The organism is Erwinia sp. AK-PDG3-5 (assembly GCF_056821705.1).
In genome coordinates this window covers 1,430,597-1,445,449 of the sequence record NZ_CM165967.1, presented here as the reverse complement: position 1 = coordinate 1,445,449, position 14,853 = coordinate 1,430,597, and the positions used below count along the sequence as shown (strand labels likewise).

17 protein-coding genes and 1 tRNA gene are annotated in these 14,853 nt (G+C 54.5%); 5 read left to right on the top strand and 13 right to left on the bottom strand.

Going from position 1 to position 14,853, the window contains the following annotated elements; translation table 11 throughout:
* Positions 1-18 precede the first annotated feature (18 nt).
* Genes ccmI through ccmA form a run of 9 tightly spaced genes read right to left on the bottom strand, consistent with a single transcriptional unit; the run spans position 19 to position 6,983 of the window.
* Positions 19-1,230 (bottom strand): c-type cytochrome biogenesis protein CcmI, encoded by a 1,212-nt coding sequence (gene ccmI, locus AC1UKS_RS06645; protein WP_482436169.1) that lies wholly within the window; start codon positions 1,228-1,230, stop codon positions 19-21.
* On the bottom strand, positions 1,230-1,685 hold the full coding sequence (locus tag AC1UKS_RS06640; RefSeq protein WP_482436168.1) for a cytochrome c-type biogenesis protein: 456 nt from the start codon (positions 1,683-1,685) through the stop codon (positions 1,230-1,232). The genes ccmI and AC1UKS_RS06640 overlap by 1 nt, the downstream gene beginning before the upstream one ends.
* Positions 1,682-2,239, bottom strand: coding sequence for a DsbE family thiol:disulfide interchange protein (locus tag AC1UKS_RS06635; protein WP_013203161.1), 558 nt, complete (start codon positions 2,237-2,239; stop codon positions 1,682-1,684). The genes AC1UKS_RS06640 and AC1UKS_RS06635 overlap by 4 nt, the downstream gene beginning before the upstream one ends.
* Entirely contained in the window at positions 2,236-4,191 is a 1,956-nt protein-coding gene (locus AC1UKS_RS06630) for a heme lyase CcmF/NrfE family subunit (RefSeq protein ID WP_053144365.1), read from the bottom strand. Before AC1UKS_RS06630 ends, AC1UKS_RS06635 begins: the two co-directional genes overlap by 4 nt.
* A complete protein-coding gene (ccmE, locus tag AC1UKS_RS06625; protein ID WP_482436167.1) occupies positions 4,188-4,679 on the bottom strand; it encodes a cytochrome c maturation protein CcmE in 492 nt (163 codons plus the stop codon). Before ccmE ends, AC1UKS_RS06630 begins: the two co-directional genes overlap by 4 nt.
* Complete coding sequence (gene ccmD, locus AC1UKS_RS06620; protein WP_482436166.1) at positions 4,676-4,909, bottom strand: heme exporter protein CcmD; 234 nt, start codon at positions 4,907-4,909, stop codon at positions 4,676-4,678. Before ccmD ends, ccmE begins: the two co-directional genes overlap by 4 nt.
* Complete coding sequence (locus AC1UKS_RS06615) at positions 4,906-5,649, bottom strand: heme ABC transporter permease (protein ID WP_013203165.1); 744 nt, start codon at positions 5,647-5,649, stop codon at positions 4,906-4,908. Before AC1UKS_RS06615 ends, ccmD begins: the two co-directional genes overlap by 4 nt.
* Before the next feature lie 57 nt (positions 5,650-5,706).
* Complete coding sequence (gene ccmB / locus AC1UKS_RS06610) at positions 5,707-6,366, bottom strand: heme exporter protein CcmB (RefSeq protein WP_013203166.1); 660 nt, start codon at positions 6,364-6,366, stop codon at positions 5,707-5,709.
* Positions 6,366-6,983 carry a cytochrome c biogenesis heme-transporting ATPase CcmA gene (gene ccmA / locus AC1UKS_RS06605; RefSeq protein WP_053144373.1) on the bottom strand — a complete coding sequence of 206 codons (618 nt, stop codon included), beginning with the start codon at positions 6,981-6,983 and terminating at the stop codon, positions 6,366-6,368. The genes ccmB and ccmA overlap by 1 nt, the downstream gene beginning before the upstream one ends.
* A gap of 240 nt (positions 6,984-7,223) precedes the next feature.
* On the opposite strand from ccmA, the gene AC1UKS_RS06600 reads away from it, so the two are divergent.
* On the top strand, positions 7,224-8,141 hold the full coding sequence (locus AC1UKS_RS06600; protein ID WP_482436165.1) for a formate/nitrite transporter family protein: 918 nt from the start codon (positions 7,224-7,226) through the stop codon (positions 8,139-8,141).
* A gap of 449 nt (positions 8,142-8,590) precedes the next feature.
* Positions 8,591-8,665: transfer RNA gene (locus AC1UKS_RS06595), tRNA-Arg, on the top strand.
* A 128-nt stretch (positions 8,666-8,793) separates the two neighbouring features.
* Here AC1UKS_RS06595 and AC1UKS_RS06590 read toward each other — a convergent pair.
* The 3 genes from AC1UKS_RS06590 to AC1UKS_RS06580 all read right to left on the bottom strand — a co-directional run bounded on the left by AC1UKS_RS06590 (position 8,794) and on the right by AC1UKS_RS06580 (position 10,285).
* A complete protein-coding gene (locus AC1UKS_RS06590; RefSeq protein ID WP_482436164.1) occupies positions 8,794-9,510 on the bottom strand; it encodes a YoaK family protein in 717 nt (238 codons plus the stop codon).
* A gap of 112 nt (positions 9,511-9,622) precedes the next feature.
* Complete coding sequence (locus tag AC1UKS_RS06585; protein WP_482436163.1) at positions 9,623-9,919, bottom strand: lipoprotein; 297 nt, start codon at positions 9,917-9,919, stop codon at positions 9,623-9,625.
* A gap of 24 nt (positions 9,920-9,943) precedes the next feature.
* Positions 9,944-10,285: a hypothetical protein gene (locus AC1UKS_RS06580; RefSeq protein WP_482436162.1), complete on the bottom strand. Its 342-nt coding sequence runs from the start codon at positions 10,283-10,285 to the stop codon at positions 9,944-9,946.
* A gap of 243 nt (positions 10,286-10,528) precedes the next feature.
* Here AC1UKS_RS06580 and AC1UKS_RS06575 point away from each other — a divergent pair, with 243 nt between their 5' ends.
* A complete protein-coding gene (locus AC1UKS_RS06575; RefSeq protein WP_482436161.1) occupies positions 10,529-10,849 on the top strand; it encodes a hypothetical protein in 321 nt (106 codons plus the stop codon).
* Between the two features lie 114 nt (positions 10,850-10,963).
* Positions 10,964-11,176 (top strand): hypothetical protein, encoded by a 213-nt coding sequence (locus AC1UKS_RS06570; RefSeq protein ID WP_482436160.1) that lies wholly within the window; start codon positions 10,964-10,966, stop codon positions 11,174-11,176.
* Between the two features lie 52 nt (positions 11,177-11,228).
* Here the strand turns inward: AC1UKS_RS06570 and AC1UKS_RS06565 are convergent, their stop codons facing one another.
* Positions 11,229-13,163 (bottom strand): methyl-accepting chemotaxis protein, encoded by a 1,935-nt coding sequence (locus AC1UKS_RS06565; protein ID WP_482436159.1) that lies wholly within the window; start codon positions 13,161-13,163, stop codon positions 11,229-11,231.
* Between the two features lie 329 nt (positions 13,164-13,492).
* Between AC1UKS_RS06565 and AC1UKS_RS06560 the strand changes: the two genes are divergently transcribed.
* Entirely contained in the window at positions 13,493-14,743 is a 1,251-nt protein-coding gene (locus AC1UKS_RS06560; protein WP_482436158.1) for a mechanosensitive ion channel family protein, read from the top strand.
* Positions 14,744-14,853 lie beyond the last annotated feature (110 nt).

Genomic DNA, 14,853 nt, shown 5'->3' with positions numbered 1-14,853 from the left:
TCTTCTGTGTAATACCGCCTATGGCTGCTGCTGATTAATCTCAACAGACAGTTGCTGATGACCATCAAATGGCGTGACGGCACTGGTGCCGAACCAATCCCCGGACTGCGGGTTGGCGCTGCCATCACGTGAGATACGCACGCGTACCTGAACCTGATGCTGAGCAGAAAGAAGGCGCTCCGGCATCATGGCATTGCTGTCATCCAGCGTCAGCGATAAAGGAAAATGGCTCAACGGTAATTTTTTCACCGCCACCGGGACGGGAGAAACACCATCAGCAACAGAAATATACAACACTCCGCCAGCGGGTAACATTTTTTCTGCACCCGGTGCCAGAGTGACGGAAAGCGCCAGATGGCTGTTCTGCTTGCCGGATTCCGTTTTTGCCTGCTCGATGCTGCGCTGGATCATTACCACGCGCTTATCGTCAGCAGGTAACAATTGTAACATCTTTTGCCAAACGGCAATGGCCTCAGGATAGTGCTGCTGACTAAAAGCATTAAATGCCAACAGGCTCAGCACCCGCAGATTATCACCGTCCGCTTTGATCATCTCGTTCAGCATCACGCTCGCCTGACGATTATCTTCCGGATCGGGAGAACGCGTCAGTACGTCCGCGTAGCTGAGCTTCACTTCGGGATTATTTGGCGCCAGCTGCATCGCGCGCTGGAAGGCTTTGGTGGCGGTATCGGCATTATTCAGCACCATGCCGATGCGCCCCAACATCAGCCAGTCGTTGACGTTCTGCGGATCGTCCTGCAGCGAGCTGCGCACGCCGAGCCCCAGCCGCGCCAGTTCTTCCATGGTCAGCGGTTTGGCAGCGGGATCCATCACCTGTGCACGTAAGGCCGGCAGATCGTTTTTTACCTGCTGCCAGGACATCACCTGCGCAAAGCCACCGGTTTTGAAGTAGAAGCCCAGGCTGACCAGGATCAGCACCAGCACGCCAGGCAACAGCACCCAACGCCCTACGCTACGTTCAACGATCTCTTCATCTTTTGGGATATCGTGCAGCAGGGTTTGCTGTAACTCACGCACCATCTCTGGCCGCTCGCCCACCACACCCTGATCTTCATCTTCTTCCAGCTCTTTCAGACGCTGATGATAAAAGGCTTTATTCAGCGCATCGCGTTCAACTGAAACCGGGCGATGTTTGCGCCCGCCAGCAATCAGCAACAGCGCGCAGGACGCTATTAACAGCGCCAGAATGGTTAACCAGAATCCACCCATTATTGCTTCCTGTTATTCTTTAAGAGCGCATTCAGGCGCTGTTGCTGTTCCGCATCCATCTCGTCATCTGGCCTGCGCTTTTTACTGCGCAATACGATCACCATCGCGCCAATAATCACAAACAGCGCCGGACCGGCCCACAAAATCAGGGTTGATGGCATTACCGGCGGTTCATAGGTGACGAAATTGCCGTAGCGCGCCACCATATATTGCTTAACCTGATCCGGCGTCTGGCCGTTTTGCAGCAGTTCATAGACCTTCAGCCGCATGTCGCTGGCGATCATCGCGTTGGAATCGGCGATGCTGTTGTTCTGGCATTTTGGACAGCGCAACGATTCCGTCAGGTGGCGATACTGCTGCTCCTGGTCGACGGAAGAAAATTTATAAGTATCAATGTTGTCAGCCAGCACGCTGCAACTTAAAAACAGGGCGAAAACCAGAACGATCCCTTTCATGCACCCGCCTCCTTGCTGTATTTATCCCATAACGGCTTCACTTCACGGTTCCACACGTCGTCGTTCAGATCCCCGGCGTGACGATAGCGAATAATCCCTTTGCCATCGATCAGGAAGGTTTCCGGCGCGCCATAGACGCCCAGATCCAGCCCCAGCATGCCATCACCGTCATACAGACTCAGTGCATAGGGATTGCCCAGCGTGTTCAGCCAGTTGATCGCCTTATTGCGATCGTCCTTATAATTCAGCCCGACCACGCGCACGCCCGTCGATGCCAGCGAATTCAGATACTGATGCTCGGCCCGGCAGGTCGGACACCAGGTCGCCCAGACGTTCAGCAGGATCGGTTTGCCGTCAGTGAGTACTGACTGATTGTAGGTTTTTCCCGGCTGATCCAGTGATTCCAGCTTAAACACCGGCACCGGCTTGCCGACCAGGGCCGACTCCAGCAGCGTGGGATCGTCACCATGCGCATTGCGGTTCAACTGCCACATCAGGGCCGCTGCCAGCAGCAGGAACAGCACCAGCGGGATATAAAGAATTTTCTTGCTCATGCCAGCTCCTTCTCTGCTTTTTTGCGTGAACGGTAGCGCGGGTCACACAGGCAGAAAATACCGCCAACGGCCATAAACAGACCGCCGAACCAGATCCAGCGAACAAACGGTTTGTAGTAAATACGCACCGCCCAGGCGTTATCGCCCAGCTCTTCACCCAATGCCGCGTACAGGTCACGCGTAAAGCCACCGTTGATCGCGGCTTCGGTCATCATGGTGTGCGCCACGCTGTAGTAACGTTTTTCCGCGTGCAGTGTCGCTTCGTGCTTGCCGTTACGCGTGACGTCGATAATGCCGACGCCGCCGGTGTAGTTCGGCCCTTGCAGGTTATGCACATCGCGGAAGGTGAAGTGGTAGTTTTGAATGTCGACCGTGTCGCCCGCGCGCATACGCACATCGCGCTCAACGCTGTAGTTCTGGCTGAAGGCAATACCGATAACGGTCACCGCCACGCCGAGGTGACCCAGCACCATTCCCCAGTGGCTGCGGGAAAGATGGGTTAACCCTTTGAAGAAGCTGTGACGGTGCGTGGCGCGTTCATGCAGCTCCATCAGCGTCAGGAAAATCACCCAGATCGACATCAGCAGACCGACCACCGCCATCGCTTCGATACGATCCTGCATCAACCACGGCAGCAGGATCGACAGCACCAGCGTTCCCACTAAGGCCACCGCCAGACGCTTCCACAGTTTCTGCGGTTCATCACGACGCCAGCGCACCAATGGGCCAATACCCAGCATCAGCGCCATTGGCGCCATCAGCCAGGTAAACAGGGTATTAAAGAAGGGTTCGCCAATCGAGATACTGCCCAGGCCCAGCTGTTTGTGCACCAGCGGCAGCAGCGTTCCCAGCAGGACCACCAGCATGGCGGCGATCAGCAGCACGTTGTTACCCAGCAAGAAGGACTCGCGCGACCAGACTTCGTTCTGCACGCGGCTGCGGACTTTGCTGCCCTTCACCGCATACAGCAGCAATGAGCTACCAATAACAATCACCAGGAAGGCGAGGATAAACATCCCGCGCGACGGATCGGAAGCGAACGAGTGTACCGACACCAGCACGCCAGAACGCACCAGAAACGTCCCCAGCAAGCTCAGTGAGAAGGCGGTAATCGCCAGCAGCACTGTCCAGGCTTTGAAGGTGCCGCGTTTTTCGGTCACCGCCAGCGAGTGGATCAGCGCGGTGCCGGCCAGCCACGGCATAAAGGACGCATTTTCCACCGGATCCCAGAACCACCAGCCGCCCCAGCCAAGCTCATAATAAGCCCAGGCCGAGCCCAGCACGATGCCGACGGTCAGGAAGACCCATGCTGCGGTGGTCCACGGGCGTGACCAGCGCGCCCAGGCGGTATCCAGCCTGCCCGCCATCAACGAGGCGATCGCAAACGCAAAGGCCACCGAGAAGCCCACGTAACCCATATAGAGTATCGGAGGATGGAAGATCAGGCCGATATCCTGCAGCATCGGATTCAGGTCGCTACCGTCGATCGGGAAGTCCGGCAGCGTGCGGGTAAACGGATTCGACGTCAGGGTGATAAACAGCAGGAAACCGAGGTTAATCATTCCCATCACTGCCAGCACGCGCGCGATGGAATCCATCGGCATGCCGCGGCTGAACAGCGCGACGGCAAGCGTCCAGGTGCTGAGTAACAGTAGCCACAGAAGCAGCGAGCCTTCATGCGCGCCCCAGGTGGCCGCAATACGGTAGTAAACCGGCAGCAGCGTATTGGAGTTGGTCGCCACATAGGCCACGCTGAAATCGTTGACGATAAAAGCATGAACCAGTATCGCAAAAGCGCCGAGGATACAGGCGAACAGTGCAAAGCTCAGCGGGCGCGCCAGCCCCATCAAACGGCGATCCTGCCGGGCGGCGCCCCACAGCGGGTAGATACTTAACAGCAGCGAAATAGCCAGCGCCAGACAGAGCAGAAAACTGCCGATTTCCGGCATCATGACTGGCCACCTTGCACGGGTGGCTGATAGGCCGACTGCGGGCTTTTAGGGTTAGTTTTCATCGCGTCCTCAATTTCTGGCGGCGTATATTTTTCATCATGTTTTGCCAGCACTTCCCTGGCTTCCACCAGATTGCCGTTCTGCAGCACACCTTGTGCCACCACGCCCTGCCCCTCACGGAACAGGTCAGGAAGAATGCCGAGATAACTAACGCTTACCACACCACGGGCATCATACAATTTGAAGGAGACCTGAAGCGTCTGCGGATCGCGCTTCACGCTGCCCGGCATCACCATGCCGCCGACGCGCAGGCGCTGGCCGGGTTCGGGCTTCACGTGGGCTTCCCCTTTACCGTCAATAATTTCACCGGGTGTGTAGAAAAGGTCAATGTTTGAACGCAGCGCGTACATCACCAAAGAGGTGGCCAGGCCGAGGCCCACCAGAATTGCTGTCACCATGATCAGGCGACTTTTACGGCGCGGATTCACTGTTGTTCTCCTGCGGCTTCACTGGCCCGTTTTTTATTATTGGCGGCGCGGATGCGACTTTCCCGGGACTGACGCTGGCGAATGTCATGCAGCAGGCGATGACGCTGGATAACGGTGTGCAGCACCAACCCGGCAAGGGCAATCAGCGTGCAGGCAACCGCCAGCCAGACATAAAAGGCGTAACCGCCCATGGCAAAGAATGCTGACCAGGATGAGAATGCTGGGGTCATGCTTTGCGCCCTCCTTTCGCTGCCAGTTCAGCCACCCACGGGCGATGGCGTTCGGTAAACAGCAGCAGATTGCGCAAGCGCATTAGCGTCAGTGAGATGAATACCAGCAGATAACCGAGGATCGACCAACGCAGCGGCGAGCGCATGCTGGGGTCAATCGACTGCTGAAGCATGCCGGAGGAACCCTGATGCAGGGTGTTCCACCACTGCACCGAGTAATGAATGATGGGCAGATTAACCACGCCGACCAGGATCAGGATCCCGGCGGCACGTCCCGCCATCCGGCGGTCGTCAAAGGCGTTGTACAGGGCGATGACGCCCATATAAAGGAACAGCAGAACCAGTTCAGAGGTGAGGCGGGCATCCCAAATCCACCAGGTGCCCCACATCGGCTTACCCCAGGCGGAGCCGGTGATCAGCGCAATAAAGGTAAACACCGCGCCCACCGGCGCCATGGCGGCGGCAGCCAGGTCGGCCGTTTTCCATTGCCAGACCAGGCCAATAAAGGCAGCGATAGCCATTGAGGCATAGATACCCATTGACCACATGGCGGCCGGGACATGGATATACATGATGCGGTAGCTGTTTCCCTGCTGATAATCGGCCGGGGCGAAACCAAATCCCCAAATCCAGCCCAGTAACAGTGCTGCGACGCCCAGCACCGCGAACCAGGGCACCAAACGACCGCATAACCGGTATAGCCGGTCGGGCTTACCGAGTTGATGTAACCATTTCCACATTATTATTTTGCTCACATAAAAAGAAAAAGCGTTCTGGTGTTTTTTATTAGAAATCAGTTAATGCACGCTAACCCGCAATGCTGCGGCGGTGGCGAACGGTGCCAAGGTGGCACTGCCCACCAACAGGGCTCCCAATATGGCCAGGTAGCCGTCAATCGGTAATCCCATGCCGGCAGCGTCTATGGCTGCACTGGCAAATATCAGCACCGGCACCGCCAACGGCAATACCAGCAAACTCAGTAGTACGCCGCCGCGACGCAATCCGACGGTCAGTCCAACGCCGATGGCCCCAAGGAAACTCAGGGTTGGCGTACCCAGCAGCAGCGTCAAGGCAATGGCTCGCCAGCTGGCAAAATCCAGCGAAAGCAATAAAGCAGCCAGAGGAGACAGCAACAATAACGGCAGGCCGGTTACCACCCAGTGAGCGGCCACTTTCCCCAAAACCGTTATCGGCAGTGGCGTCGGCAACAACAGCAGTTGTTCCAGCGAGCCATCAAGAAAGTCATCACGAAACAGGCGTTCAAGGGCCAGCAACGAGGAAAGCAATGCCGCCACCCAAACGATGCCCGGCGCAATACGCGCCAGCAATTTAGGTTCTGGCCCAATTCCCAACGGGAACAGGGTAATCACGATCAGGAAGAACCACAGCGGATTAATGATTTCCGAGCCACTGCGAAACGCAATGCGCAGTTCGCGCTTAAGGACACGCCAGAACATCAGACTACCTCCGAAGAGGTAAGACGAATTTTGCGAACTGTGCGATGTGCCGACGGTAAATCCTGATGGGTGGTTAAAATCACCGCCCCGCCGTTCTCCGCATGCAGGTTAAACAACGCCATCAGCTTTTCCACGCCGGATTTATCAATGGCGGTGAGCGGCTCATCCAGGATCCATAGAGGCGATCGGCTTAACCACAATCTTGCCAGCGCCACACGACGCTGCTGGCCTGCGGAAAGCTGGGACACGGCGACATCTTCAAATCCGGTTAAATCCACCTCTTCCAGCGCCGCCATCAGTGACGCTTCAGACTGGCTGGCATGATAAAAATGCAGGTTCTCGCGTGCGGTCAGTACCGCTTTCACACCGGGCTGATGCCCAAGGTACAGCAACGCGGCGTGCCAGGTTTCACGCTGGTGACGAATGGGCTTTTGCTGCCACAGCACGTCGCCCTGTTCGGCCCGGCTAAGCCCGGCAAGGATCCGCAGCAGGGAGGTTTTCCCTGCCCCATTCGCCCCTTCAATCTGGACAATATCGCCCGCTGAAACGGTAAAACTGAGATCGTTAAACAGCGTGCGTTCATCGCGTACGCAGGTCAGATTGTTGGCTTCCAGCATCAAAAAAATTCGCGCTTAGTAGAATTGGGCGAAATAGTACCACAGGCAATCAGTTCATCGCAGCCTGCAGTAGCCCTGCATTTTTCCCGGGTAAAGCATTATGCCTGTTACGCGTCACAAATCGCGCAAAAAAGCCTTGCGGTTAAAGGTTTGTTACGCTTCTTCTGAGGTTTCGTTACATTTCTTCTTCCCGATAAACACGCTACGCTTAGAGAGTAATTACCACTGGGAACTAAAAGAATGAATAAGAAACAGGATGATGGCGAAGTAGAAAGTCAGGAAAGTGAAAAAGGCGAAGAGATTGAGGTGGATGAGGAGGCCTTGCCCTCGCGCGCGGCGGCGGTGCATGAGCAGATCCGTCAGGAGGGTGAAAAGGAGTTAGAACGTGATGGGCTGGCCCTGCTGTTTTCGGCCATTGCAGCAGGGCTTTCGATGGGTGCTTCACTGATGGCTAAAGGGATTTTTCAGGTCAATCTGGAAGGCGTGCCGGGCGCGTTTATTCTGGAGAATCTGGGCTATACCTTTGGCTTTATTATTGTGATTATGGCGCGACAGCAGCTGTTTACGGAAAACACGGTGACGGCGGTATTGCCAATTATGCACAAACCGTCGGGCAGCAACCTGCTGCTGCTGCTGCGTTTATGGGGCATTGTGCTGGGCGGCAACCTGGTCGGTACGGCGCTGGCGTCACTGGCCTTCACCCATATGCCGATATTTGATCACGCGACGCGGGATGCCTTTGTCGCCATCAGTCAAAAAGTGATGGAGAACTCACCGGGAGAGATGTTTGCCAATGCGGTGGTATCCGGCTGGATTATCGCCACCATGGTGTGGATGTTCCCTTCTGCCGGTGCGGCAAAAATCTGGGTCATTATCCTGATGACCTGGCTGGTGGCCCTGGGCGACCTGGCGCATATCGTGGTTGGTTCGGTGGAAGTGCTCTATCTGGTGTTTAACGGGGTGATCAGCTGGCATGAGTTCCTCTGGCCGTTTGCCCTGCCAACCCTGGCCGGCAATATTATCGGCGGCACCTTTATCTTTGCGGTGATCAGCCATGCGCAGATCCGCAACGATATGAGCACCAAAGCCAAGGCTAAGGCGAAAGCCGAAGTAAAAGCCAAAGCGAAGAAAGAAGGCAAGGTTCAGCAGGCAGAGTAAGGCAGTTTTGTAACGCAGCAGCCCTGAATGACAAAGGCCCCGATGGGGGCCTTTTTTACAGGATAACCGGCGAGATCGGCATTCTGTTAGCGCTTAGTTGAACATCGACCAGGTGGCGGCGTAGAAGGTTCCGGCATAGACAACATAACCCACCCAGATCACTGTGATCACCGCAAGGGACAGTTTCATAGACATAGTCTTACCTCTTCATGACGTTAGCGTAGAGCCGTGGATTTACTTTGCTTTACAGTAGTCCTGCGCGAATGGGGCAATATTGATCCAGCGCATAAATTGCGGATTTAGCTGCTAAGGTGGAAATTGCGGTTGCGCGTGTTTTGCGGCAACCGGGCAGTTGCGGCAGGAAACTGTGGGTAACTGGTGACAAAACCAGCAGTTGACTGGGTAAGTGCTTAATCTGCGACTAAAAGCGCGCTATACTGCCGCCTGCTGTCTCCTTAGTTAAATGGATATAACGAGCCCCTCCTAAGGGCTAGTTGCAGGTTCGATTCCTGCAGGGGACACCATCTGACCGTTCGCTACCCTCCGTTTTAGTTCGCAAATCCCAACTCAATTAACCATCCTCTTGAAGCATTTCACGCATTGTTTTTTAGCAGTTTACATGAGCGAAAAAGTGGCAGGCGGTGAAATTTTATTAGGGATTTTTATGCCTCTTTAGCATGTTATGCAGCGCCAGAAAAATCAGACCAACACCTATCAGTATCAGGAATGCATATCCGAGTGAACGGAATAACCCTATTCCTGCTATCCCGCCAACCAGAAATGACAGCAAGGTGAATGAGTGCAGCCTGAGTCTTTCAAGATAAAGCGGAGCGTCCTTAGGTGATTCCTTTCGCCTGAGCACATCGAAAAGCAAGGCCAGCTCTATACCGATATCCGTAGAGGTGCCTGATACATGTGTTGTTCTTACACGCGCGTTAGATATTCGCGTCACGACAGCATTTTGTAAGCCCATTAAAAAGCTCAGGCTTAAGATAAGTAACACGCCGGGGGAAACTGGCGTGAGATAACTCTCAACAATACCGAGCACGACAAGCCCGACCCCCTCTATAAAAATATTAATGGCGTACACCGTACGCATTTTCTTCCTGCGACCTGAATTAATAATAATTGTCGAGAATGCAGAACCGGCAATGAAAATGCTGATAATCGACAGAAAGAAAATAGCTGGTGCCAGGTTTGCCTTCGCCAGATGATCTGACAGTGAAGAGACGTTTCCAGTCATGTTGGCAGAGAAAAAACCGACAGCCTCAAAAGCTGCGGTGTTCAGAGCTCCGGCAACGGCGGCGAGCGTACAAGCAAGTTGTGTATCTGCAACATGACTTCGCGAATTCTCAGTGCTGATTAACATGGAGCCTGCCGTGTTCACCTGGGGTAAACACATGATCCGCTCATTTTTCATCAGTGACAAGATGACCAGCCAGGGTATCAGCAGATGGCACCATTGCTTTACCCCCCTTCCCTCAGGTCTTACTCACCGTGTAGCTTTTAACCTTGCCGCCATCAAGTTGCACCGTGAGCGTTTTGCCTTCAGTGGTGCTGCCGGCTTTCGCCTGACTGTAACTCCACATCATCAGCAGATGATTCTCCGGGTATGGCGTTTCCGTGGTCGGCTGGCCGAACAGCGAAATCAGATCCTGGCGGCTGGTTTGGCCGTACTGGATTTTAGTCAATTTTGCATCATCGAAATCCTTGCCGGTCGAAGAGGTACAACCGGAAAGAAACAGCACAATGCCCAATACAGTCACTATTTTTCTCATCAATGTTCTCGTTAAACTGAAGGGCTATCCGACTTTTTCACAGTCATAGGAGCCGCTGATGCGGATCTGGCTGGCGCTGGTTCGCACCACCTGCACGTTCAATGTCGCTTTGCCGTGCTGAACAGCCTGGTCCATATCCAGCATACCCGGTGCCCTGGTGTTCTTAACCCGCAGATGGATTTTCACATTATCGTAATCCCCTTTATCACCGGTAAAAGTGACTTTCTGCTGGGTGGGCTTGGTGTTATTGACGTAAACGCTACCGTCCTGGTGGCGATCTAAATGAAAAGGACCGCATTGCATTGCCGCCATTGCCGGCGATAGGCACAGCATTAGCGTGGAGAGAAACAGGGATGTTTTTATCATAACGGAGGCATGACCTGTTGAAGCGGAGGCAGGAAATGGACCTGCTAACCAGGGTAAAGTGTGCATCATTGCCATGCTCACTTTACCGTTCAGACCGTCAGTATAACTGATGAGGGTGTGAAAGAGATCGGCCAGCCTGAAGCAAAAAAGTCCCTTCACTGTTATCGATATCATTAACAAACTTGCACATCCCTCTGCCTGTACAGGGTAAACTCCCGTCATCTGAATAAGGAGAAGCGCTGAATGCCTGCCACTTTTACCCTGCGTATGGCCCACCGTGTGAGTGATGTTTTGCTGCCCGATCTCAAAGCGCTGATCCCAGCCGAGTCGATGCAGTTCTTCTCCAATGACCTCGATGAAGAGTGGCATTACACTCTGCTCTGCCAGCAGAGTGAGGAAACCTGTTCGCTGGCGGTATCGGCTATTCTGGTCTGGCATCAGTTAAAAAGAATCACCCTGATGAATTACACTAATGCCACCGTGCAGAAAGACCTTTCCCATTGCGCTGCGGCCGATCTGTTTAACTTCCTGAAAATGCCCGGTGCGGTATTGCACCTGTCCTGATGCGTTCGCCTGATTTGATTAGCCACCGTTATGCCGGTGTATTCCATTGATTGATTTTTACTCCCTGCCCCTAAGCTGGTGGGAAATAAATACCGAATCATGGCGGAGTACCCTATGTCAGAAAAAGATCCTATCGTTGAACGCCTCACCGTTGAAGTCGTTGCCCTCAGGCATATCGTGCAGATGCTGATTGCCTATGGCAACGTGCCAACCGGTGGCAAACTGAATAAATACCTGATGAAAATAGCCGAGGACGCGGAACATCGCGACGATCGCCATGCGAATAAAGCCATCGCTGACGCTATCCGCAGCTATATTCAGAAGTAATAAAAAAACCGGTCCAGCGTCTGGACCGGGTTTTTGCATTAACGTCCGGCCGTTACGAGGCAGCTACCTTAAACGACGAGATGTCCTGAGCCAGCTGTGAAGCCTCTGCCCGCAAGGCCTGGGTGTTTTCCGCGGTCTGATTGACCAACAGCAGGTTTTGCTGAATGCTGCGCTCCATCTGCGAGACGGCCAGCGTCACTTCACCAATACCTTTACTCTGTTCATCGCCCGCAACGCGGATTTCACCAACCACCTGCTTCACTTTCAGCACGTCGTTCACCAAACCTTCCAGCTGTTCGCCTGCACCATCCACCAGCTTACTGCCTGCCAGCACCGTGGTATCCGACTGGCTGATTAAGGTTTTGATCTCCTGCGCCGCGTTAGCGCTTCGCTGCGCCAGCGCACGGACTTCTGCTGCCACCACCGCAAATCCACGGCCCTGCTCACCGGCCCTGGCGGCTTCAACCGCGGCGTTCAGCGCCAAAATGTTGGTCTGGAAGGCAATGCCATCAATCACACTCAGGATCTCACCGACGCGGCTTGAAGAGGTTTTGATGGTCGCCATGGTATCAATGACTTTATGCATCACTTCACTGCTGCTGCGGGCAATCTGTGCCGTCTGCTCGGTGAAGGCATCCGCGAGCCGGGTGTTCTCGGCATTCTGCTGCACGGTAGCGTTGAGCTGCTCCATCGCAGCGGCACTCTGCTCCAGCGCAGCGGCCTGATCGCCAATCTTCGCCGACAGGGCCTGATTGCCCTCTGCCAGGAAGGTGGCATTGGCAGCCACGTTGATGCCGCTGGCCTGCACATTAGTAATAACCCCGGCAATCTTGTCGACAAACTGGTTAAACGATACGGCAATTTCCGCGATCTCATCCTTGCCGGAAGCGTCCAGACGGCGGGTTAAATCCCCATCGCCATTAGCAATCTCATCCAGCGCGGCACGCGTAGATTCCAGACGCGTGGTCAGCCCGCGTGCAAATAACCAGGCACTCGCCAGCAGAATCAGCAGCGCAGGGATCAGCACCATAAAGATATCCTGCATGATATTTCTGGCCAATGCGGTCACGTTTGCTTCCGGCGTGACCAGGCCGATCACCCAGCCGGTATCCGGCATCTTAAACAGCGTGACCTGAGCACGGGTATGCAGGTAATCATCCTGCAAATTATTCAGCGTGGTGGTTCCCGACTGATGGGCTGCCGTCGCAAGGCCTTTTACCAACGGCGCCAGCCACTTCTGCTCATCTGCCAGCGCGCTGAATTTCTTCAACGCTTTGTCTTTACGGCCGGGGAAATACAGCACGTTCCCGGACTGATCCAGGGCGAAGGCATAGCCGCCGGTCAGATTGCCATTCTTCGCCATAAAGCCAGACAGGTTATCCAAAAGCACGTCAAAGGTTGCCACGCCGGCAAACTTGTCGCCTGCGGTGTAAGGCACGCTACAGGTGACCATATTCACGTTGGAAACCGGGTCCTGGTACACTTCGGACCAGTTACACTTGCTGCGCGATGCCGCTTTGGTTGAGGTGTACCAACTTTCGTTGTGGTAACCCGCACCGGCAGGATCGTTGTAGCCGTCGGAGTAATCCAGCGTGCCGTTGGCGCCGCGTGACCAGAAGAAGCTGCGGCGGGCAACCCCCTCGTTAAAAGCATTTGGTTCCGGCCAGATGCCGCCACCTGCAATGCTTTTGTCACCTTTGCTGTCGATAATTTGCGGCAGCACCTTCTTGAATAAATCGTCCTGATGGGGTAGCACTTCCGCCAGACGCGCCATGCTGACGACTTCGCCTTCAATGCGGATCAACTGCTGATTCAGCTGGCCGACAATGTTTTCGCCGGTCTGCTGGACCAGACTATTACTGGCTTCAATCACCCTCGGTTGGCCGCGCAGCGAGATGGCAAGGTAAACAATTAATGTGATGAGTAGCAGCATCGAAATGCCGCCTAGTGTCAATCTCCCTGACAGACGAACTGGGATCCCCGGCATAGTGATTTCCTTCATAGTAAAGAAGTCGTGATAACTGAGAGAAAGGGTGGCGTAAGAGATGACACAGCGTGATTGTTAACTATCACATCCTCGGGTTATCGGCCTGCCATGAGAAAACCTTAAGCAGAGGGTGTGTCAGCTCAGGTAAAGGATCGGATTTGCCCTTCATTCATCGCCACGCTTAATTGATAATGGGGGCTGACAGCAGGACTTAACGCGCTGTTGAAACGCTGGGAGACGGGATTTCTGATGGAACCAAAGATCCGCCCAAATGATTTTTTGACTGAAACTGCACTCTGGACAGCTTCACCTAAAGGAATAATAGTGACATGCAACTTTTGATAACCGGATGGCTTACCGCCTTTGACCTGCCTTACGCACCCCTGATTGCGCTCTTTGCCATCATCGCCCTGATTGCGATTATCTCGCTGATCGTCCATGGCTTACTGCATCGCGCGGTGCTGCCATTCCTGCGTCGGTTTGCGGATAAATCCTCACACCTGTGGCCAAGATCCATCATTGATAAAAAGCTGTTCAGCCGTTTCGCGCTGCTGATGCAGGGCGTACTGCTACAAATTCAGCTTGAGGTGTTCCTGAAGGGCGACGAGCCGATTTACTCCGTGCTGATGATCGCCAGTCAGGTCTGGCTGATGATCTTCAGCCTGCTGATACTTTACTCGCTGCTGGACGTGCTGCTGGAGCTCTCCGATAACAGCAGCTTTGCCGGCCAGCTGCCGTTACGCGGCATTTTTCAGAGCATCAAACTGATCGCCACCCTGTTGATTGGGCTGATGGTGATTTCGTTGCTGATTGGCAAATCGCCGCTGGTACTGTTGACCGGTCTGGGGGCGATGACCGCCGTACTGATGCTGGTCTTTAAGGATCCGATCCTCGGCCTGGTCGCCGGCATTCAGCTTTCGGCCAACAATATGCTGAAAATGGGTGACTGGCTGGATATGCCTAAATACGGCGCCGATGGCGACGTGATTGATATCGGGCTGACCACGGTGAAAGTGCGCAACTGGGACAAAACCATCACCACCATCCCAACCTATGCGCTGATTTCCGACTCGTTTAAGAACTGGCGCGGCATGTCCGAATCCGGTGGTCGCCGTATCAAGCGCAGCCTGAATATTGATACCACCAGCATTCATTTCCTCTCTGATGAAGAGATTGCCCGGATGAATCGCGCGCAGCTGCTGACACCGTATCTGGATGGCAAGGTCGCTGAGGTTGCCAACCATAATGCCAGCCTGGGTTGCGATCTCACCACGCCACTGAATGGCCGGCACATGACCAATATCGGCACCTTCCGCGCCTGGCTCGAAGCCTGGTTGAAGTCTCATCCGCAGATCCACAAAGATATGACGCTGATGGTTCGCCAGCTGGCACCGGGTTCTGAAGGCCTGCCGATTGAGATCTATGTCTTCACCAACACCACGGTGTGGCTGGAGTACGAGAAAATCCAGTCAGATATCTTTGACCATATCTTTGCGCTGCTGCCAGAATTTGGCCTGCGCGTGCACCAGACGCCGACCGGCAACGATATGCGTAATATGCGCTTCTCACCGGCGGAATAAGGGCTGAACCGGCGGACGGGTTGCTGAAAAGCCCGTCCGCCAACGCCATTTCTGGATTTCGCCATGCCGTTCATACCCGCTGACAGGCATTTTATTCCGCTCTGACGGCA